A 20,001-nucleotide genomic window follows, 5' to 3' on the forward strand; every position below is an offset into this window, starting at 1 on the left:
ATTCTATTCCCGGCGTCCGCCGGTCCCGGCGCGGTCGCGCGCGGGCAGATGATCGAGCGGGTTGGTCCGAGACGACTTGCCGTCATCCTCGGTCACAGCCGTCGTGGGGCGGATGGCGCTCGGCGGCTTCACGTCGCCGATGGGCTTCGAACCGGATGTCTCGCCGGATCGGGTTTCCGACGGCACGTCGGCGGCCGTCGGTTGGTCGCGGCGATCGGAGATTGCCTGGGCAGGCGCGGTCTGCACCAGGAAGATGCCGGCAGCGAGGAGCAGGTTCGCCCGGATGAGAGGTTCCTTGCGCATGGGATTGCTCCGTCGGTTCGAGGCACGGGGGCGCCCGGGTTCGGGCGCCGTCACATGCTTCTCCAAGCCCGAGCCTAGGCCGGGGGTTCCGACGCCGGTGCGGGTTTCAGTCGCGCTTGCGCCCGCCGCCGCCCTTGTATTTCGGCTTCTGGCCGCCGAGCCCCTGGGTCGAGCGCGCCTTCGGGCGCTCGGCCCAGAGCGGCGCTTCGCCTCCCACGGGTAATTCGCGGTCGGTGCCCGGGCCCATATTGTCGAGGCTCGGCTTCGAGATACGACTCCGCTTCGCGCCGTACTTTCCGGCATCGCGCTCCACGTCACCCTGGCGCGCCATAGGGTCGTCGGAAAGCAGAAGCTCCGTCGCCTGGAGGCGCTTCAGCTCGTCGCGCAGGCGCGCCGCTTCCTCGAAATCGAGATCGGCGGCGGCCGTGCGCATGCGCTTCTCGAGGTCGGCCATGACGGCCTTGAAGTTGTGGCCGATCGTGGCCGCGTTCTTGGCCAGACCGGTATCGACCTGGACGTGGTCGCCCTCGAACACGCTGCTGAGAATGTCGGAGATGCCGCGCTTCACGCTCTGCGGCGTGATGCCGTGCTCCTCGTTATAGGCGAGTTGCTTCTGGCGGCGGCGCTCGGTCTCCGCCATGGCCCGTTCCATCGAGCCGGTGATGTTGTCCGCGTAGAGAATGCAGCGAGCGTCGGCATTACGCGCGGCGCGGCCGATGGTCTGGATCAGCGAGGTCTCGGAACGCAGAAAGCCTTCCTTGTCGGCGTCGAGGATCGCCACGAGGGCGCATTCGGGGATGTCGAGGCCCTCGCGCAGCAGGTTGATGCCGATGAGCACGTCGAACGCGCCGAGCCGCAGGTCACGGATGATCTCGATCCGTTCCAGCGTGTCGATGTCCGAGTGCATGTAGCGCACGCGGACGCTGTTCTCGTGTAGATACTCGGTGAGATCCTCGGCCATGCGCTTGGTCAGCGTCGTCACCAGCGTGCGGTAGCCGGCCTGAGCCACCTCGCGCACTTCGCCCAGCAGATCGTCGACCTGCGAACGGGCAGGGCGAATCTCGATCACCGGATCGACGAGGCCGGTGGGGCGGATGACCTGCTCGGCGAAGACGCCGCCGGTCTGCTCCATCTCCCATTTTGCCGGTGTCGCCGAGACGTGGACCGATTGCGGTCGCATGGCGTCCCATTCCTCGAAACGGAGCGGGCGGTTGTCGAGGCAGGAGGGCAGGCGGAAACCGTATTCGGCCAGCGTCGCCTTGCGGCGAAAGTCGCCCTTGTACATGCCGCCGATCTGCGGAACCGTGACGTGGCTCTCGTCGGTGAAGACGATGGCATTGTCGGGCAGGTATTCGAACAGCGTCGGCGGCGGCTCGCCGGGCTTGCGGCCGGTGAGGTAGCGCGAATAGTTCTCGATGCCGTTGCAGGCGCCCGTCGCCTCGATCATCTCGATATCGAAGGTGCAGCGCTGCTCGATCCGCTGCGCCTCGATGAGCCGGCCCATCTTGGTCAGCTCGTCGACACGCAGCTTCAGCTCGGTCTTGATGCCCTTGATCGCCTGCTGGAGGGTCGGACGCGGCGTGACGTAGTGCGAGTTGGCGTAGACCTTCACGAATTTCAGGTCATTGATCTTCTTCCCGGTAAGCGGATCGAATTCGGTGATCGACTCGATCTCGTCGCCGAACAGGCCGATGCGCCAGCCGCGATCCTCCAAGTGGGCGGGCCAGAGTTCGATCACGTCGCCGCGCACCCGGAAGGTGCCGCGGGCGAAATCGGACTGGATGCGCTTGTATTGGAGCGCCACGAGGTCGGCGACCAGTTGGCGCTGCTCGATCCGCTCGTTCAGCGACACCGTGAACGACATGGCGGTGTAGGTCTCCACCGAGCCGATACCGTAGATGCACGAGACCGAGGCGACGATGATGACGTCGTCGCGCTCGAGCAGAGCGCGGGTGGCCGAGTGGCGCATCCGGTCGATCTGCTCGTTGATCGAGGATTCCTTCTCGATGAACGTGTCGGAGCGCGGCACGTAGGCCTCGGGCTGGTAGTAATCGTAGTAGGAGACGAAATACTCCACCGCGTTGTCGGGGAAGAAGCTCTTGAACTCGCCGTAGAGCTGCGCCGCCAGGGTCTTGTTCGGTGCCAGGATCAGGGCGGGGCGCTGCGTCGCCTCGATGATCTTGGCCATGGTGAAGGTCTTGCCGGAGCCGGTGACGCCGAGCAGCACCTGATCGCGCTCGTTCTTGTTCACCCCCTCCACCAGTTCGGCGATGGCGCGCGGCTGGTCGCCCGCCGGTTCGAACTCGGATTTCAACGTGAAGGCGAGGCCGCCCTCGGATTTCTTCGGCCGCTCCGGGCGATGCGGCGCCCAGGTCTTGCCGTCCCGGAACAGCGGGTTGCCCTCGGTGAGGAGGCGCGAGAGGGCATCCACCGTGGCGGATACGCCGTCGGTGGCCAGCGACCCCTCATCCTCGTTCGCCAGCGCCTCGGGTGCCGGACCGTCTTCCGGCGGCGTGATCCCCAGCGCTTGGGCGAGGCGTGGGTCGACCTCGGCCGCGTCGCCGAGGGTGAACCCGGCCTGCGGCGCTTCACCGAAACCGCCGGGCGGCGATGCGGCTTTCTTGGGCCTGCCGGGCTTCTTCGGCGGAGCCGACGGCGCAGGATTCTCGACGGCGGGCAGCCGGTTACGGTTGAGCGCGGGGCTCAGCAGGGCCGCCAGGTGCTCGTCGAGCGGTTTCAGCTCGGGCTTCGAAGCCTTCGCCGAGGAGACGCGGGGTTTGTTCGCAGGAGGCATGGGTGGAATATGGCCCCGCGGAACGAAAGGGGAAAGGGCGGCCCATCGCTTCGCGCCAATCAGGAGCGAGACCCATCATGACGACGACGTCGAACCCGATCCATCCGCAGGCGCGGATCGGCCATGTCCATCTCAAGGTCGCCGATCTCGACCGGGCTCTTGCCTTCTATTGCGGCGTGCTCGGATTCTCCCTCAAGGCTCGCTACGGCACCCAGGCCGCCTTCATCGCGGCGGGGGATTACCACCACCATATCGGGCTCAACACCTGGGAGAGCGAAGGCGGCAGCCCGCCGCCGCCCGGTACGACCGGCCTGTTCCACCTCGCAATCCTCTATCCGACCCGCGCCTCCCTCGCCGATGCCCTGCAGCGTCTCGACGCGGCCGGCATCGCCCTCGACGGGGCCAGCGACCACGGTGTGAGCGAGGCACTGTACCTGCGCGACCCGGACATGAACGGGGTCGAACTGTACAGGGACAGGCCGGAAGCGGAATGGCCGCGCGATGCCGAGGGTGGCCTCACCATGTTCACCCGCCGCCTCGACCTCGCCGATCTCCGGGCCGCCCTGGATGAAACCTGAGGAGCACCAAAACGTTAGGTGGCAACCTTTCCGTGTGCTAACCAGTGACGAGACGATACCGCTCTCGAACGGGAGCGGCCGAGGCGGGCATGGCGGCACCAGATCGTCGCCGCCTCGACGCCACCCGCTCGCTCGAGGCCCACGGTCTCGGGCGCAGGGCGGCGGCGGGTGGAGACGAGCCGCGCCCCCCTTTGCCCGATGCGAGCGACCCCATGAAAATCCGGACCGGCTACACGATCGGCTACGACACGTTCGGCCCGACGCCGATCACCCTGATGCTCAACGTCCACCCATCCAGGGCCGGTGATCTGCTGACGCCGGAAACGATGACGATCGAGCCGCCGGTGGAGGCCCACAGCTACCTCGATCCGTTCGGCAACGTCTGCACCCGCATCCTCGCCCCCTGTGGCCGGATCACGGTGTCGGCCGATTTCTTGATCGAGGATTCCGGCGAGCTCGACGAACTCGTGCCCGATGCGAAACAGTATCCGGTGCAGGATCTCCCGGACGACGTCATGCCGTTCCTGCTCGGCAGCCGCTATTGTGAGACCGACAAGCTCTCGAACATCGCCTGGGGTCTCTTCGGCACCACACCCGAGGGTTGGGCACGGGTCCAGGCGATCCACGATTTCGTGCACCGGCACATCAAGTTCGATTACCAGCAGGCGGACGCCACCCGCACGGCTTTCGAAGCCTATACGCAAAAGATCGGCGTCTGCCGCGATTTCACGCATCTCGCCGTCGCCTTCTGCCGATGCATGAACATCCCGGCCCGCTACTGCACCGGCTATCTCGGCGATATCGGCGTGCCCGTGGTGCCGCCGGGCGACTTCTCGGCCTGGCTCGAAGTCTATCTCGACGGGCGCTGGTTCACCTTCGACGCCCGCAACAACAAGCGCCGCATCGGCCGCATCCTCATCGCGCGAGGCCGCGACGCCACCGACGTGGCGATCTCCACGAGCTTCAGCACGGCCCTGCTCGCCAGCTTTGACGTGCATACCGACGAGATCAGCGAGACCGGCGAGTTGACGCCCATCGCCTGAAGCGGATCCGCGCCGGATCGACATCCGGCCTCCCGCGTTCCGATAGACACATTCCCTCCTCGGCCGGTCCCTCCATCGGATGGGCCGAGGAGGAATGCATCTCTATTGGAGACAGCATGTCGGACAGGATCAAGGGTACGGCGCTCATCGCCGGTGCGAGCGGCATCGTCGGCAACAACCTCGCCCGTCACCTCGTCGCCGAGGGCTGGAACGTACTGGGCCTGGCGCGCCGGCCCGTGGATATCGAGGGCGTGACCCCGGTGACGGCGGACCTGACCGATCCCGCCTCCCTGCGGGCGGCCTTGTCGGACCTGGCGCCGACACATGTCTTCATCACCACCTGGATGCGACAGGCGACCGAAGCCGAGAATTGCCGCGTCAATGGCGCCATGGTGCGCAACCTCCTCGACGCGCTGCAAGCGGCTCCGTTGCGCCACGTGGCCCTGGTGACCGGCCTCAAGCATTATCTCGGGCCCTTCGAAGCTTACGGGAAGGGCACGCTGCCGCAGACGCCGTTCCGCGAGGACCAGGACCGCCTGCCGGTGGAGAATTTCTACTACGTACAGGAGGATGAGGTTTTCGCTGCCGCCAAGCGCCAGGGTTTTGGCTGGAGCGTGCACCGTCCGCACACCATCGTCGGCTATGCCCTCGGCAACGCCATGAACATGGGCGTGACGCTGGCCGTCTACGCCTCCCTCTGTCGAGAGACCGGACGCCCGTTCCTGTTCCCGGGCTCACCGCAGCAATGGAACGGCCTGACCGACGTCACCGACGCGCGGCTGCTGGCCCGTCATCTCGCCTGGGCCTCTACCGATCCCGCCGCGGCGAACACCGCGTTCAATGTGGTCAACGGCGACGTCTTCCGCTGGTCGTGGATGTGGGGCCGCATCGCGGAATGGTTCGGCCTGGAGCCGGCGCCCTATCCGGGTGCGGCGACGCCCCTCGAAGAGCAGATGGCCAAGGACGGGCCGGTCTGGAGGGATCTGGCTCAACGCCACGGGTTGGTCGAGTCCGACCTCGACCGTCTCGCCTCCGCATGGCACACCGATGCGGATCTCGGCCGACCGATCGAGGTGGTCACCGACATGGCGCGCAGCCGCCGGCTCGGCTTCCTCGATTATCAGCCCAGCGACGACAGTTTCCTCGACCTGTTCGGCCGGTTGCGGACCGAAAAAGTCATTCCCTGACACAGCATTCACTGAGACAGAAAGTGACGATGCAATCCGAAACGCCGGCTTCGCCCAACCCTGCGCTTCCCGAACTCGACTCGGAGACCCTGGCCTTCGCGGGCCGGGTCTTCCAATATGCGCGGGCAGGGCATGTGGACGAGCTCGAAGAGCTGTTCGCTCAGGGACTCCCGGCGAACCTCCTCAATGACAAGGGCGACAGCCTGCTGATGCTGGCCGCCTATAACGGGCAGGTCGAGACCACGCGCCTCATCCTCGACAACGGTGGCGACCCCGAGCTCTCCAACGACCGGGGGCAGACGCCGCTCGCCGGCGCCGCCTTCAAGGGCGACATGGCCATCGTCGAGCTACTGCTGGAGAAGGGCGCCACTATCGACGGTACCGGAACCGGCACGCGCACCGCGCTGATGACGGCGGCCATGTTCAACCGCACCGAGATGGTGGAACTCCTGCTGGCGCGGGGTGCCGACCCGGCCAGGCGCGACGGCAACGGGCAGAATGCCGCGGATCTCGCCCGTTCCATGAACGCCGCCGACACGCCGTTCCAGCTCGAGGCGGCCATCCGGCTCGCCCGGCTGAGCGTCGACTGAAGCCAACCGATCGATGGATGGGGCGTGACGGGATGATCAAGTCATTGGCGATGGTCCGCCGCTCCGTCTTTCCGCTGATGGTAGGCGCCCTGGCAATCTCCCCGGGAGCGCGTGCCGAGGAATGGCCGATGTTCGGCCGCGACCATACCAACCGGCATTTCTCGCCGCTGACAGTCATAGACCGGGGCAACGTCGCCAAGCTGCGCCCGGCCTGGATCTTCCAGACCGGGATCACCGGCTACTTCCAGGCCGAGCCGGTGGTGGTGGACGGCGTGATGTACGTCTCCACCACGCAGAACCACGTCGCCGCCCTGGAGGCGAAGACCGGGCGGGTGATCTGGACCTACACCCACAAGGCCCGGACGGAGAAGATTTTCGGGCCGCCCTCGAATCGCGGTGTCGCGGTCTCGGGCGGCAAGGTCTTCGAGGCGACCATGGACGGGCGGGTCATCGCCCTCGACGCCAAGACCGGCAAGGTCCTGTGGGACCACGAGGCCGTCCGCCCTGAGGAGGGCGAGTCGGAGACCGCCTCTGATCTTGCGGGAACGCTGGGCGCGGGCGCGATCCAGGGTTCGAGCCGGCTCGGTTTCAAGATGCCGCCCCTAGTGGCCGACGGACTGGTCATCGTCGGCGTGGCCGGTGCCGGCTACGGCCTCCACGTGGAGGACGAAAAGGGCGGGCTCGACGGCGGCGCTGTGGTCGGGATCGAGGGCGGATACGGCCGGCGCGGCTGGCTCGCCGCCTACGATGCCGCCACCGGCGAGGAGCGCTGGCGCTGGTACGTCACCAAGGAGGACGGTTGGGAAGGCGGCTTCGTCGAGAAGACCGCCGATGGGGTGCCGCTCAATCGCGACATCGCCGCCGAGAAGGCGGCCGCGCCCCGGCACAGGGAGGCCTGGAAGGTCGGCGGCGGCTCGCTCTGGATGACCCCGGCCTACGATGCCGATCTCGGCCTGATCTATGTCGGCACCGGCAACCCCGCGCCGCAGAATTTCGGCCTCTCGCGGCCGGGCGACAACCTCTACACGATGAGCCTCGTGGCACTCGATGTGAAGACCGGAAAGCTGCGCTGGTATTCCCAGCAGGTCCCCCATGACGAATGGGGCTACGACGTCGCGAGCCCGCCCTTCCTGCTCGATTACGCGACGCCCCAAGGTCCGGTGAAGGCGGTCGCCGAAGCAAGCAAAACCGGCTGGCTGTACGTCCACGACCGGGCGACCGGCGCGCTCCTCGGCAAGTCCGCGCCGCTCACTACGCAGAAGAACCTCTACGCACCGCCCACCGAGACCGGAACCGTCGTCAGCCCCGGCCCCCTCGGGGCGATCTCCTGGCATCCGGTCGCCTTCGATCCGACGACGAGCATGGCCTATGCCCAAGTCCGTCACGGCGCGACGACCTACACGGTGAGGACTGTTCCCGCCGCGGCCGGCAGGCCGCAGATCCGTTTCACCGAAACGAGCGAGGCGAAGGGAGAGCCGTCCTTCAGCACACTCACGGCCATCGACCTCGCCAAGGGCGGCGCGATCAAATGGTCGGTGAAGGCGGGAAGCCGCCTTTCGGGCGGCACGCTCGCCACCGCCAGCGGTCTGGTCTTCTCCGGCGAGGAGGACGGCCATCTCGACGCCCATGACGCAGCGACGGGCACGATGCTGTGGCGGTTCCAGTGCGGTGCCGGGATCGGCGGGCCGCCGATCACTTATTCGCTGGACGGCCGGCAATACGTGGCCGTGGCGGCCGGCGGAGCCTCGTTCACCAAGGGCTCGGGTTTCGGCACCGGCGACGCGCTCGTCGTGTTCGCCCTGCCGGACTGACGATATCTCGTCACTTCGCATGTCCGCCTCGACGGGCCGAGGAGCGCCTCCGTCATCGACTCCCTGCCGGACATGCTCCCCCCCACAAACTTGGCCAGCACGATGGTTGACCGTCGTGATAGGGGGTCGAGGATCGCTATCATCGCGTAGACGGCGTGCGAGTAGCGTGCTGTCGTCGATAGCGGGGCCAATCGTATTTGCCCGGCGGCAGGAAGTGACGGCATGAACCCGAACACCCGGCGATGGGTCATCAGTAGCGTCTTCGGCCTGTTCGTGGGCTGGGCGATCGGCGGGGTGATCTTTCCCGCCCTGACGGCCCTCATCGGTATGATGGTCCGGCCCAACCCGGGCATGCGGGATGCCGCCATAACCTGGCCGGGACCGGCGGTAGACATGCTGCCCTTCCTTTCCATCGGTCTTCAGGCCAGCGTGGTGATCGCCGTGACGCTTCTCCTTGCCCGCGTGGGCGACGAGCGTCGACGCATAGGCTGGGGCTGCCTCGCCGTCGGGGGCGCCATCCTCCTGAACGGCATCGTCCTCCTGGCGGTCACGGGCGTCCTGGGCTGGCTTCTCGACCGAAATTCCGGTGGTGCCAGTGGTGGCGAGGCGAGTGCCGGGTTCTTCCTACTGCTGTTGGGCCTGCCCTACGCCCTGCTCTGCATCGCGCTGCTGGCGGGCGGGGCGGTGATGCTGCGCAGGCGCCCGCCTTCGCCGCCGCCGGGAGGAACGGGACGGTCCGGACTGTGATGAAGGCGTGACGACCGCCGTCACCCTTCAAGCGTGTCACCTGTTCGCGCCCGGCCGGATGTGACAGGACGACACAGGCGGCGCGCCGCTTGCATTGGCAGAACCGAGATCACAAGAGACCGCACCACCCCATGTCGACCGATGTTTCCGAGCCACGACAGCCCACCGACCGCGGCTCCCCCGTGGTCCGCACGATCGCGATGCCCGCGGACACCAATCCGGCCGGGGATATTTTCGGCGGATGGCTGATGGGGCAGATGGATCTGGCAGCGGGTAACGTCGCCGCGCGGCGAGCGCGGGGCCGCTGCGCCACGATCTCCGTGGATGCCATGACCTTCCATCGCCCGGTCATCGTCGGCGACGAGGTCAGCATCTATGCCTGGATCGTGAAGGTCGGCCGCACCTCGCTTCGCATCCAGGTCGAGGTCTGGCGCCGCGAACGCGAGAGCGAGACTACGATGAAGGTGACGGAAGGCCTGTTCACCTTCGTCGCCATCGGCAGCGACCGCCGCCCGAGGCCGATCCCGCCTGAGGTGGAAGAGACCTGGGAGGTCTGAGTTTCGATCCCACCCTGTTCGAGTGGGAAAGTCTCACCACCACGACGTGCCGCGTCCCAATTCGCCGACGTCGAGATGTCGGGCGATGGAGGCGCCGATATCCGCGAAGGTCTCCCTACGCCCGAGTGACCGGGCGCCGAGACCGGGACCGAAGGCCAGGACCGGCACCTGCTCGCGGGTATGCTCCGTCCCCGACCATGTCGGGTCGTTGCCGTGGTCGGCGGTGACGATGCAGACATCACCCGCCTCGAGCACCGCATGGATCTCGGGCACACGCGCATCGAAACGCTCCAGCTCGGTGGCGTAGCCGGGCACATCGCGGCGGTGGCCGTATTCCGTGTCGAAATCGACCAGGTTCAGGAAGACCAGCCCGCCCTCGGGGAGGGTGCGGAACGCGGCCAGCGCCGCATCGAGGCAGGCAACGTTGCCGGCGGCCTTGATCTCGCGGCCCGTGGCGCGGTGGGCGAAGATGTCGCCGATCTTGCCGACGCTGACCACAGGGCGTCCCCGCTCGCTCAGGCGGTCGAGGAGGGTTTCGCCCGGCGGCTGCGTGGCGAAATCCTTGCGGTTCGGGGTACGCCGGAAACCGCTCTCCTCCGAGCCGAGGAAGGGGCGGGCGATGACCCGGCCGATCCGGTAGGGGTCGCAGATCTCGCGGGCGATCCGACAAAGCTCGTAGAGCCGGTCCAGCCCGAACGTCTCCTCGTGAGCGGCGATCTGGAAGACGCTGTCGGCCGAAGTGTAGCAGATCGGCTTGCCCGTCCGGACGTGCTCTGCCCCGAGACGCTCGACGATCGGGATGCCGGCGGCGTGGCAATCGCCGAGGATACCGGGGAGTTCGCCCCGTTCGATCAGCGTTTGGGTGAGGGCGGCGGGGAAGGCCGGCACCCTGTCGGGGAAGTAGCCCCATTCCTCGGTGACGGGGGCGCCCGCGATCTCCCAATGGCCGGAGGGTGTGTCCTTGCCGGGCGCGGTCTCGACGGCATGTCCGTAGGCCCCATCGACCGGACCGGATGGCTCGAGCCCGGGCGGGATGCGGCCGCTCGCCCCCTCGGCGGCGAGACCGAGGCCGAGACGCGTCAGGTTCGGCAGAGCGAGGGGGCCGGCTCGCAGGCCCGCGCGATCGCCCGCCCCGGCGGCGCAGGATTCCGCGATATGGCCGAGCGTGTCCGAGCCCTCGTCGCCGTAGCGGGCAGCGTCCGGCCCTCCGCCGATGCCGACCGAATCGAGGACGATGAGAAAGACGCGCGCCATGGGTCTCGTCGTGTTCAGGCCGGGACCACGTCTTCGGTGGTGGCGCTGTTGAGATCGAAGGCGGCAGCGAACAGGGCCTTCGTGTACTCGGTCTGCGGCCGGGCGAAGATGGCCTCCGCCGGGCCTTCCTCCACGACCTTGCCGTTCTGCATCACCAGCACGTAGTTCGCCAGCGCGCGCACGACCTTGAGATCGTGACTGATGAAGAGGTAGGCGAGCTTGCGCTCCTTCTGCAGGTCGCGGAGCAGGGTGACGATCTGAGCCTGAACCGACCGATCGAGGGCCGAGGTCGGTTCGTCGAGGACGACGAAGCGCGGTTTCAGCACCATGGCGCGGGCGATGGCGATGCGCTGGCGCTGGCCGCCGGAAAATTCGTGCGGGTAGCGATCCATCGTCGCCGGATCGAGACCGACATCGGTCAGTGCCTTGGCGACCACGGCGCGCCGCTCGGTGCGCGACGTCACCGCCCCCTGCACGACGAGGCCCTCGGCGACGATGTCGGCCACCGTCATGCGCGGCGAGAGCGAGCCGTAAGGGTCCTGGAAGACCACCTGCATGTCGCGCCGGAACGGTCGCATCGGTCCGGGGCCGAGCCCGGCAATGGATTGGCCGAGGAAGACGATAGGACCCTCGCTGCCGGTGAGGCGCAGCAGGGCGAGCCCCAGAGTGGTCTTACCCGATCCGGATTCCCCGACGATCCCGATCGTCTCTCCCTCGCGGACGGCGAGGGACACGCCATCCACCGCCTTCACATGGAAGGTCGTGCGCCGGAGAAGCCCCTCGCGGACCGGGAACCACACCTTGAGCGGGCCGGCTTCCAACAGGCGCGGAGCGTCGTCCGCCACCGGGTTGGCGCGCCCCTTCGGCTCGGAGGCGAGCAGGCGCTGGGTATATTCGTGTTTGGGCTTGGCGAAGATCTCGTCCACCGGCCCCGCTTCGACGATGCGGCCGGCGAGCATCACGCAGACCCGCGAGGCGATGCGCTGCACGATGCCGAGATCGTGGGTGATGAACAGCATCGACATGCCGAGGCGCTTCTGCAGATCGGCCAGGAGCGTGAGGATCTGCGCCTGAACGGTGACGTCGAGGGCGGTGGTCGGCTCGTCCGCCACCAGAAGGTCCGGCTCGCAGGCGAGCGCCATGGCGATCATGACGCGCTGGCGCTGGCCGCCGGACAATTCGTGCGGATAGGCGCCCATGCGCCGCTCGGCGTCGCGGACGCCGACGAGTTCGAGCAATTCGAGGATGCGGGCGCGGGCCTTGCGGCCGGACAGGCCGCGATGGATCTCCAGAACCTCGCCGATCTGCCGCTGGATCGTGTGCAGAGGATTGAGCGAGGTCATCGGCTCCTGGAACACCATGGTGATGTCGGCACCACGGATCTTGCGCAGCTCCGGCTCCGGCAAGGCCAGAATGTCCCGTCCCTTGAACAGGATGCGACCGCCGGGATGGACGGCGCTGCCATCGAGGAGACGCAGGATCGACAGGGCCGTCACCGACTTGCCCGACCCGGACTCGCCCACCAGGGCCACCGTCTCGCCCCTGTGGATCGTGAAGCTCACGCGATCCACCGCCAGCGTCTCACGCTCACGCGAGCGAAAGGCGACCGACAGGTCTTGGACGTCGAGCAGCGTGTCAGTCATCGAGGGAAGGGCACCGGGTCCGCGGATTGGGAAAGCCGAGGTTCTTATAGCGCGGCGCGATGAGATCGGCGAACGGCGATTGATCCGGCGCCAGACCGCATTACAAACGCCCCGTGACATCCCTCCGCAGCCTGATCCTCGCCTGTTGTTTCCTCGCCGCCGCGCCGGCCTCGGCCGAGGTGGCGACGGAAACCGTGGAGCAGGCGCTCTGCCGCCTGATCGAGGATTCGGCCAGGGTGCGCGGCCTGCCCGTGCCGTTCCTGACGCGGCTGATCTGGCGGGAAAGCAGTTTTCGCGTCACGGCCGTGAGCCCGGTCGGTGCGCAGGGCGTCGCGCAGTTCATGCCGGGAACGGCACGTGAGCGCGGACTGACCGACCCGTTCGATCCCGAACAGGCGATCCCCCACGCCGCCCATCTCCTCGCCGATCTCAATCGCCAGTTCGGCAATCTCGGCCTCGCGGCTGCGGCCTATAATGGCGGCGCGGGCCGGGTCTCGGGCTGGCTCGCCGGAACGGGCGGCCTGCCTGCCGAGACGCGCGCCTACGTGATGGCGATCACCGGCGCGCCGGCCGAGGATTGGCGCGGAGGCGCGGCCGTCAACGGAGCCGACGGAGAGTCTGATGCCCCCAAGAAGGAAGCATCGATGGCCGAAGCGCCGAAGACCTGCCTGCAGGTCACCGCCGCTTTGCGGATTCCCTCACGCGGCGATCGCTTCGCCCTCGGCGGCAACGAGGGGCCGGCTGCCCCGTGGGGCATTCAGCTCGCCGGGAATTTCTCGAAATCCCTCGCCCTCCAGAGCTTCTCCCGCACCCGGAAGCTCTATGCCGGGGTGATCGGCGAGGTGCGGCCGATGATCATCGGGACGCGCCTGCGCAGTCGCGGCACGCGTGCCTTCTACCGGATCCGCATCCCGGCCGAGAGCCGGGCGGCGGGCGATATCCTGTGCGGCCGCATCCGGAAGGTCGGGGGCGCCTGCATCGTGCTGCGCACCTGAATCCGAAAAACCCTTTTTCCGGTCATGAATCCGCCGTGCGGCACGTGTCATTCGGGTCTTCGTTTCCCCGTTTGAGAGATGCATGACCCGCGCCTTCGCCGCCTTCGCCACTCTCGCCTGCCTCGCACTGGCCGCCTTCGGGGTCACGGCCTGTTCGCCCCTCGCCCTCTTCGATGCCATTGGTCCGCGCGACCAGGGCGGCCGGCTCGCCCAGAAGAGCGTCGCCTTCGGCACCCATCCGCGGCAACGCCTCGATGTCTTCACGCCCGTCGGCGGCGCGGCGGATGCGACGGTGCTGGTCTTCTTCTATGGCGGCTCGTGGAAATCGGGCGCGAAGGACGATTACGAATTCGTCGGTCAGGCCCTGGCGGCCCAGGGTTTCGTCACCGTCATCCCCGATTACCGGGTCTATCCGGAAGTGCGGTTCCCCGACTTCCTCGATGACGGCGCCGCCGCCATCGCCTGGGTTCGCGACAACATCGCCGAATATGGCGGCGACCCGCGCCGCATCGTTCTCGCGGGCCATTCGGCCGGGGCCTACAATGCCCTGATGCTCGGGCTCGATCCGCGCTACCTGCGCAAGGCGGGCGTCGACCCGAAGGTGATCCGGGCCGTGGCCGGTCTGTCCGGCCCCTATGACTTCCATCCTTTCGACCAGGACACCTCACGGGACGTGTTCGGACAGGCCCCCGACCCCGCGGCGACGCAGCCGATCACCTTCGCCAGTCCTCATTCACCGCCCGCATTCCTGGCCACGGGCGGCAACGACACCATCGTCCGTCCGCAGAATACCCAGAGCCTCGCGGCGCGACTGCGCGCGGTGCGGGTGCCGGTTCAGGAGCGGATCTATCCCGGCCTCGACCATGCCGACACGCTTCTGGCCCTCTCGGTCACCTTCCGCTCGAAAGCGCCGGAACTGTCGGAAATGACGACATTCCTCAAGCAATATGCCGGCACTCAACAGCACGTTCGCTCGGTCTCGCGGTGGGACCGTTAGGCGAGCGCCGGAAGACAGGGGGACAAGCCATGCGCGACGACGACACGGACCGGCCGAAGCGCACGGTCTCCCATACGATCGGCGAGAGCCTCGACACACTCTCCCTCGACGAGATCGCCGAGCGGATCGCCCTGCTGCGCGCCGAGATCGAGCGGCTGGAATCGGCCCGAACCGGCAAGAAATCCGCGCTGGACCGGGCATCATCGATCTTCAAACTGTAGGCGCGGACTCCCCGGGCGGGGCCGCGCCCTCCCGCCTCATGGCATCCTCTTCCTCGCCCAGCCGGGCGATGTCGTCGGCCACGACCGCCTCGAGTCCACGCGCGATCTTCAGCGCCCGCGTCGGCTCGCCGACCCGCATCACCAGGACGATGGTCTCGCGATCGGCGCAGCCGGGCTCGCCACAGGCGATTTCGTTGACGGCGAGGACGTCATCCTCGCCGAGCCCGAGACCCAGGCGAAGCGCGCCCTTGAGCCTCGCCGCATCGGCCGACCGTGCGGCCGAGCGGGCGCGGGCATCCTTGAGGGAAAAGAACGCCATCAGGCGGCACGCTGCCAGGCGGGAAACGGATCGGGCAGGGCGCGGTAGGGCGCCGGATCGAACCGAGTCACCTCCTCGGAACCGACCAGACAGGCGTCGAGTGCGGCGGTGATCGCTGCCTGGTCGAGACCCGTCCCGATGAAGACGAGTTCCTGGCGGCGGTCGCCCCAGGGCTCGCTCCAGTTCCGGGACAGATGCCTACGCCACTCCGCATCCTCCGGCCAGCGGGCCTTCGGTACGCAGGCCCACCACGCCCCCATCGGCGAAACCCGCGCGATGGAACCCGCGAGGGAGAATTCGCCGACCCAGTCCGGCCGCGTCGCCAGCCAGAAATGCCCCTTCGCGCGGATGAGGCCCGGCCATGTCACCTTGGTGAAGGCATCGAAGGCCTCGGGGGCGAAGGGACGGCGAGCCCGGTAGACGAAGGAGCCGATCCCGTATTCCTCGGTTTCGGGCACGTGATCGGCGGCGCCGTAGAGCTCCTTGAACCAGAGCGGATGTTCCTGCGCCTTCTCCTCGCTGAACAGGCCGGTATCCAGAACCTGGTCGAGGGGGACGCGGCCATAGGAGGCCTCGACGATGCGGGCATCGGCATTGAGCCCACGTATCACCGAGCGGACCAGAGCGAGCTGATCCGCCCCGACATCACCGGCCTTGTTGAGGACGACCACATCGGCGAACTCGATCTGCTCCACGAGAAGGTCGACAAGGGTCCGGGCATCCTCCTCGCCCGCACTCTCGCCCCGGTCGCGCAGGAACGCCGTCGAACCGTAATCGCGCAGGAGACTCACCGCGTCGACCACGGTGACCATGGTGTCGAGGCGGGCGACGTCGCTCAGCGCAGCCCCGTCTTCGTCGCGGAACGAGAAGGTGCTCGCCACCGGTAGCGGCTCGGCGATGCCGGTGCCTTCGATCAGGAGGTAATCGAACCGCCCTTCCTCCGCGAGCGTCCGGACTTCGGCCAGGAGGTCGTCTCGCAGCGTGCAGCAGATGCAGCCATTGGTCATCTCCACCAGGCGTTCGTCGGTGCGGGAGAGGTTGGCGCTGCCCTCACGGATCAGGGCCGCGTCGATGTTCACCTCACTCATGTCGTTGACGATCACGGCGACGCGTCGTCCCTCGCGGTTGTTGAGAATGTGGTTCAACAGCGTGGTCTTGCCGGCACCGAGGAAGCCGGAAAGGACGGTGACGGGGAGACGGTGATCGCGCTGGCTCATCGGAAATCCACTATGTAATGTAATACTATTACAATTCGTGGGATCGTCCCTGTCAATCCCGTTTGAAAATCTCTGTCCACGGGTAGGCAGAGGAGGGTCGAAAAGCGCGCTCCGCGTGTTAGGGGAGGGCCATCCCGGCAGAGTCGCGGCAAAGGTGCAGCCGCTGGCCGGCGATCGCCCGAGGATGGAATCCAGTGCGACCCTGGCGAGAAGGACCGGGAGACCGGCGCAGCTACCATCACGGCAACCTCAAAGAGGCGCTGATCGAAGCGGCGCGCCGGTTCATCGCCGAACGCGGCGTGGGCGGTTTCACCCTGGTCGATGCGGCACGCCTCGTCGGAGTGACTCCGGCCGCGCTCTATCGTCATTTCCGGGGTCGCGAAGCTCTGCTGGAGGAGGTGGCCGGCCGTGGCTTCACCGACCTCGCCGAGCGTCTGGCACGCTCCCTCACCTCACGCGGAACACCTCTCGAGCGCTTCACCCGAATGGGCGAGGCCTATCTCGCCTTCGCCGAGGAAGAGCCCGGCTATTATGCCGCTATCTTCGAGACGCGTGGCGCACCGATGGCAGCGGATTCTGCAGCCTCCGACGTCCCGCCCAGGCCCAGCCCCTTCGACCTTCTGCTCGAAGCGCTGAAATCGACGTTTCCGGATGGATTCGGCGGAGTCGAGCCTCGTTTCGTCGCCCTGGAAGTCTGGGCCCTCTCGCACGGGCTCGCCACGCTCGCGGCTTCCGGCCATCTGCCGAAGGGGCCGGGAATGCCAGACAAATACGAGTTGCTACGCGCCGGCGTGCTGGCCCTCGTCCATGGCGCGGGACGCCCCCGACCCTCGGCCTGACACTCTCCTGAAAACGACCCTTGAAACCGCCACGTCGCATTCGCAAGTAAATGTGGTTCACATTAACATCGGAGCTGTGAGCCGTGAGCTTTTCCTCGACCTCTCCCTGGGCCACCGGCAAAGCCTGCCGCAGCGGTCCGTTTCCCCGCCGCTCTTTCGAGATCGGCGCCGTCGTCGTCGCGTTCTTCTATTGGTGGCCGTTGGCGGCGGCCTACATCGCCTGGAAGGTGGCGGGTTACCCGGCATTGTCCGAACTGCGCGGCATGATCGGCCGCGGATCCGATTGGCAGGCGGGCATGCGCAAGTCGCGCTTCGCCCAGGCGTTCGAGGCCGCAGACCTGCGCGGCACCGGCAACCTTGCCTTCGACGATTACCGCCGCGCCGAACTCGACCGGCTCAATGCCCAGCGCAAGGCGCTGCAGGAGGAGAGCCGCGCCTTCGCCGAGTTCGTGGAAGAACTGAAGCGCGCCAAGGACCGCGAGCAGTTCGACGCCTTCATGGCCAAGCGCAACAATAGCGGCCCGACGCAGAGCGTCTGACCGATCCCCCATTCGGGGCAAGGAGGGCTTCCGGCAGCGATGCCGGGAGCCCTTTTTCGTTTGTCCGGCGGCGAGATCAATCCTGCAGTTTCTTCAGGTGATGCAGGGCGATGAAGTGCAGGCAGAAGCCGAGGATGAGGGCCGTCACGCTCACCGCACCCGGCTCGGTCTAGAAGAACCGTAGCGAGACGCTCCACGCCTCGGAGCGGGACAGGCGGTGGTCAAACCCTTCGTAGAGCCGCATCCCCGGCAGGAAGAAGCCGACCATCACCAGGGACGCCCCGAGCGTATTGAGGAACGTGGCGCGATAGCGGACCCTGTCGTTACGGGCGGACTTGCTCATGGGCGTACTGTTTCGGATAAGTTTCATCGACGACCCGGACCACCCTGTTTGCATCGCTCCGACGACCGGGACGCGCCCCTCACCGCGTCATGGCCGAGCTTCTTTATCGGATTTTCATGCCCCGGGGGGCCATAAGGGCGGGAGCTCAAGAGAGCGTGGGGTCGGTCCGGTGCCGCTCGTGGCACGGTGGGCCGGTTCTCGGGGGAGTGAAGGCGATGGCGAATACGGACGGTCCCGGCGCGGAGATCCGCGCGACGGTCACGGTGGTCGACCATCCCCTGGTCCAGCACAAGCTGACCCTCCTCCGCCAGAAGGAGCGCTCGACCAAGGGCTTCCGCCAGATCCTCAACGAGATCGGGATGCTCCTCGCCTATGAGGTCACCCGCGACCTTCCCCTGGAGCGGGTGACGATCGAGACGCCGATCCAGGCGATGGAGGCACCGCAGATCGCCGGAAAGAAGCTGGTTCTCGCCCCAATCCTGCGCGCGGGCGTCGGCTTCCTCGACGGCATGCTGTCGCTGGTGCCCTCCGCGCGCGTCGCCCATGTCGGGCTCTATCGCGACCCGGAGACGCTGGAGGCGGTGGAATATTACTTCAAGGCGCCGTCCGACCTCGCCGACCGCACCGTCCTCGTCCTCGACCCGATGCTCGCCACGGCCAATTCGGCCATCGCGGCCATCGACCTCTTGAAGCAGCGCGGCGCTCGCGACCTGCGCTTCGTCTGCCTCCTCGCCGCGCCGGAAGGCGTCGCCAAGCTCCAGGCGACGCATCCCGACGTGCCGGTCTGGACCGCCTCCATCGACAGCCACCTCAACGACCACGGCTATATCGTGCCAGGCCTCGGCGATGCCGGCGACCGGATGTACGGCACCCGCTGAGACATTCCTCGCTTACCAACTGCGCCCTTGCCAACCCGCCCTCCGGCCGCACATGACGGGTCACGCCAACCGGAGATGTGATGCGATGACGTCAAGCCCAGACCTGCCCGAGACCATGCGCCAGATCCGGTTCGCGGGAGCAGGTGGGCCGGACGTCCTGACGCTTGAGACGGTGCCGCTGCCCCAGCCCGGTCCCGGCCAGGTGCTCATCGAGGTCGTGTCGGCCGGCGTGAACCGGCCCGACATCCAGCAGCGCGAAGGCAAGTATCCGCCGCCGAAAGGGGCGACCGAGATCCCGGGCCTCGAAGTCGCCGGCCGGATCGCGGCCCTCGGCGAGGGGGCGGAGGGTTTCGCCATCGGCGACGAGGTCTGCGCCCTCACCATCAGCGGCGGTTACGCCGAATTCGCCGTGGCCGAAACCGGACAATGCCTGCCGCGCCCGGCGCCGCTCTCGCTGATCGAGGCCGCCGGACTGCCGGAGACCTATTTCACCGTCTACAGCAACGTCATCGAGCGCGGGCGGCTGAAGTCGGGCGAAAGCTTCCTCGTCCATGGCGGATCGAGCGGCATCGGCTCCACGGCGATCCAGATGGCGAAGCTCCACGGCGCGCGGGTCTTCGCCACCGCCGGATCCGCCGAGAAATGCGCCTTCTGCAAGGAGCTCGGCGCCGACGAGGCGATCAATTACCGGGAGGCGGATTTCGCCGAGGAGATCAAGCGCCTCACCGAGGGCAAGGGCGTCGATGTCATCCTCGACATGGTGGGCGCACCTTACCTCGCCCGCAACTTGGCCTCCCTGGCGATCGAGGGACGTCTCGTGCAGATCGCCTTCATGCAGGGCTACAAGGTCGAGAGCTTCAGCATGACGCCGATCATGATGAAGCGGCTCACCTTCACCGGTGCGACCCTGCGGGCGCGTCCCAAAGCGGAGAAGGCGGCCATCGCCGAGGGCCTGCGCCGGGACATCTGGCCCCTCCTCGCCGATGGCCGGATGAAGCCCATCATCCATGCCACCTTCCCCTTGGAGAAGGCGTCCGAGGCCCATGCGCTCATGGAATCCAGTGCGCATCTCGGCAAGATCATGCTGACGACCGGGAGGTGACGCAGGGCTTAACCTGGATGTAGCTGCGGCTTTTGCGTCATATG

The 20,001-nt window shown here is 67.3% G+C and carries 21 protein-coding genes; 14 read left to right on the top strand and 7 right to left on the bottom strand.

Features of this window, described 5'->3' with window-relative positions; genetic code table 11:
- Nucleotides 1–3 precede the first annotated feature (3 nt).
- The gene (locus tag ACYQOP_RS13975) at nucleotides 4–303 is read right to left on the bottom strand and encodes a hypothetical protein (protein ID WP_461222740.1); all 300 of its coding nucleotides are present in this window, start codon (nucleotides 301–303) and stop codon (nucleotides 4–6) included.
- Nucleotides 304–409: 106 nt separating this feature from the next.
- Nucleotides 410–3,097 (bottom strand): excinuclease ABC subunit UvrB, encoded by a 2,688-nt coding sequence (uvrB, locus tag ACYQOP_RS13980; RefSeq protein ID WP_461222741.1) that lies wholly within the window; start codon nucleotides 3,095–3,097, stop codon nucleotides 410–412.
- Between the two features lie 77 nt (nucleotides 3,098–3,174).
- On the opposite strand from uvrB, the gene ACYQOP_RS13985 reads away from it, so the two are divergent.
- The 7 genes from ACYQOP_RS13985 to ACYQOP_RS14015 all read left to right on the top strand — a co-directional run bounded on the left by ACYQOP_RS13985 (nucleotide 3,175) and on the right by ACYQOP_RS14015 (nucleotide 9,610).
- Complete coding sequence (locus ACYQOP_RS13985) at nucleotides 3,175–3,675, top strand: VOC family protein (protein WP_056424800.1); 501 nt, start codon at nucleotides 3,175–3,177, stop codon at nucleotides 3,673–3,675.
- Nucleotides 3,676–3,887: 212 nt separating this feature from the next.
- Nucleotides 3,888–4,718 carry a transglutaminase-like domain-containing protein gene (locus tag ACYQOP_RS13990; RefSeq protein WP_461225322.1) on the top strand — a complete coding sequence of 277 codons (831 nt, stop codon included), beginning with the start codon at nucleotides 3,888–3,890 and terminating at the stop codon, nucleotides 4,716–4,718.
- Between the two features lie 128 nt (nucleotides 4,719–4,846).
- Nucleotides 4,847–5,905 carry an SDR family oxidoreductase gene (locus ACYQOP_RS13995; protein WP_461225324.1) on the top strand — a complete coding sequence of 353 codons (1,059 nt, stop codon included), beginning with the start codon at nucleotides 4,847–4,849 and terminating at the stop codon, nucleotides 5,903–5,905.
- A gap of 29 nt (nucleotides 5,906–5,934) precedes the next feature.
- The gene (locus tag ACYQOP_RS14000) at nucleotides 5,935–6,495 is read left to right on the top strand and encodes an ankyrin repeat domain-containing protein (RefSeq protein WP_461222743.1); all 561 of its coding nucleotides are present in this window, start codon (nucleotides 5,935–5,937) and stop codon (nucleotides 6,493–6,495) included.
- A 32-nt stretch (nucleotides 6,496–6,527) separates the two neighbouring features.
- Nucleotides 6,528–8,306 carry an outer membrane protein assembly factor BamB family protein gene (locus ACYQOP_RS14005; protein WP_461222744.1) on the top strand — a complete coding sequence of 593 codons (1,779 nt, stop codon included), beginning with the start codon at nucleotides 6,528–6,530 and terminating at the stop codon, nucleotides 8,304–8,306.
- 222 nt (nucleotides 8,307–8,528) lie between these two features.
- Nucleotides 8,529–9,053 (top strand): hypothetical protein, encoded by a 525-nt coding sequence (locus ACYQOP_RS14010; RefSeq protein ID WP_461222745.1) that lies wholly within the window; start codon nucleotides 8,529–8,531, stop codon nucleotides 9,051–9,053.
- Between the two features lie 131 nt (nucleotides 9,054–9,184).
- A complete protein-coding gene (locus tag ACYQOP_RS14015; protein WP_311274889.1) occupies nucleotides 9,185–9,610 on the top strand; it encodes an acyl-CoA thioesterase in 426 nt (141 codons plus the stop codon).
- Between the two features lie 33 nt (nucleotides 9,611–9,643).
- Here ACYQOP_RS14015 and ACYQOP_RS14020 read toward each other — a convergent pair whose 3' ends face one another.
- Nucleotides 9,644–10,864 (bottom strand): phosphopentomutase, encoded by a 1,221-nt coding sequence (locus ACYQOP_RS14020; RefSeq protein WP_461222746.1) that lies wholly within the window; start codon nucleotides 10,862–10,864, stop codon nucleotides 9,644–9,646.
- Between the two features lie 14 nt (nucleotides 10,865–10,878).
- Nucleotides 10,879–12,507: an ABC transporter ATP-binding protein gene (locus ACYQOP_RS14025; RefSeq protein ID WP_461222747.1), complete on the bottom strand. Its 1,629-nt coding sequence runs from the start codon at nucleotides 12,505–12,507 to the stop codon at nucleotides 10,879–10,881.
- A 113-nt stretch (nucleotides 12,508–12,620) separates the two neighbouring features.
- On the opposite strand from ACYQOP_RS14025, the gene ACYQOP_RS14030 reads away from it, so the two are divergent.
- From ACYQOP_RS14030 to ACYQOP_RS14040, 3 genes are all read left to right on the top strand, one after another.
- Nucleotides 12,621–13,502, top strand: coding sequence for a lytic transglycosylase domain-containing protein (locus tag ACYQOP_RS14030; RefSeq protein ID WP_461222748.1), 882 nt, complete (start codon nucleotides 12,621–12,623; stop codon nucleotides 13,500–13,502).
- 82 nt (nucleotides 13,503–13,584) lie between these two features.
- The gene (locus ACYQOP_RS14035) at nucleotides 13,585–14,499 is read left to right on the top strand and encodes an alpha/beta hydrolase (protein WP_461222749.1); all 915 of its coding nucleotides are present in this window, start codon (nucleotides 13,585–13,587) and stop codon (nucleotides 14,497–14,499) included.
- A 29-nt stretch (nucleotides 14,500–14,528) separates the two neighbouring features.
- Nucleotides 14,529–14,720, top strand: coding sequence for a DUF1192 domain-containing protein (locus ACYQOP_RS14040; protein WP_207412625.1), 192 nt, complete (start codon nucleotides 14,529–14,531; stop codon nucleotides 14,718–14,720).
- On the opposite strand, the gene ACYQOP_RS14045 is transcribed toward ACYQOP_RS14040, so the two are convergent.
- Together ACYQOP_RS14045 and zigA are read right to left on the bottom strand one after the other, a co-directional pair.
- Nucleotides 14,710–15,039, bottom strand: a complete 330-nt coding sequence (locus tag ACYQOP_RS14045; protein ID WP_207412624.1) for a hypothetical protein — start codon at nucleotides 15,037–15,039, stop codon at nucleotides 14,710–14,712. The genes ACYQOP_RS14040 and ACYQOP_RS14045 overlap by 11 nt on opposite strands.
- Nucleotides 15,039–16,256: a zinc metallochaperone GTPase ZigA gene (zigA, locus tag ACYQOP_RS14050; protein ID WP_461222750.1), complete on the bottom strand. Its 1,218-nt coding sequence runs from the start codon at nucleotides 16,254–16,256 to the stop codon at nucleotides 15,039–15,041. Before zigA ends, ACYQOP_RS14045 begins: the two co-directional genes overlap by 1 nt.
- Before the next feature lie 194 nt (nucleotides 16,257–16,450).
- On the opposite strand from zigA, the gene ACYQOP_RS14055 reads away from it, so the two are divergent.
- Both ACYQOP_RS14055 and ACYQOP_RS14060 read left to right on the top strand, forming a co-directional pair.
- Nucleotides 16,451–17,095, top strand: a complete 645-nt coding sequence (locus tag ACYQOP_RS14055) for a TetR/AcrR family transcriptional regulator (RefSeq protein ID WP_461222751.1) — start codon at nucleotides 16,451–16,453, stop codon at nucleotides 17,093–17,095.
- An 83-nt stretch (nucleotides 17,096–17,178) separates the two neighbouring features.
- Nucleotides 17,179–17,634 (top strand): DUF2852 domain-containing protein, encoded by a 456-nt coding sequence (locus ACYQOP_RS14060; protein ID WP_056424840.1) that lies wholly within the window; start codon nucleotides 17,179–17,181, stop codon nucleotides 17,632–17,634.
- 169 nt (nucleotides 17,635–17,803) lie between these two features.
- On the opposite strand, the gene ACYQOP_RS14065 is transcribed toward ACYQOP_RS14060, so the two are convergent.
- On the bottom strand, nucleotides 17,804–17,977 hold the full coding sequence (locus ACYQOP_RS14065) for a hypothetical protein (protein WP_461222752.1): 174 nt from the start codon (nucleotides 17,975–17,977) through the stop codon (nucleotides 17,804–17,806).
- Nucleotides 17,978–18,192: 215 nt separating this feature from the next.
- Here ACYQOP_RS14065 and upp point away from each other — a divergent pair, with 215 nt between their 5' ends.
- Both upp and ACYQOP_RS14075 read left to right on the top strand, forming a co-directional pair.
- Nucleotides 18,193–18,855: a uracil phosphoribosyltransferase gene (gene upp, locus ACYQOP_RS14070; RefSeq protein ID WP_461222753.1), complete on the top strand. Its 663-nt coding sequence runs from the start codon at nucleotides 18,193–18,195 to the stop codon at nucleotides 18,853–18,855.
- Nucleotides 18,856–18,940: 85 nt separating this feature from the next.
- Nucleotides 18,941–19,957 (top strand): NAD(P)H-quinone oxidoreductase, encoded by a 1,017-nt coding sequence (locus tag ACYQOP_RS14075; RefSeq protein ID WP_461222755.1) that lies wholly within the window; start codon nucleotides 18,941–18,943, stop codon nucleotides 19,955–19,957.
- Nucleotides 19,958–20,001: the final 44 nt, after the last annotated feature.

The organism is Methylobacterium sp. CM6247, assembly GCF_054817925.1.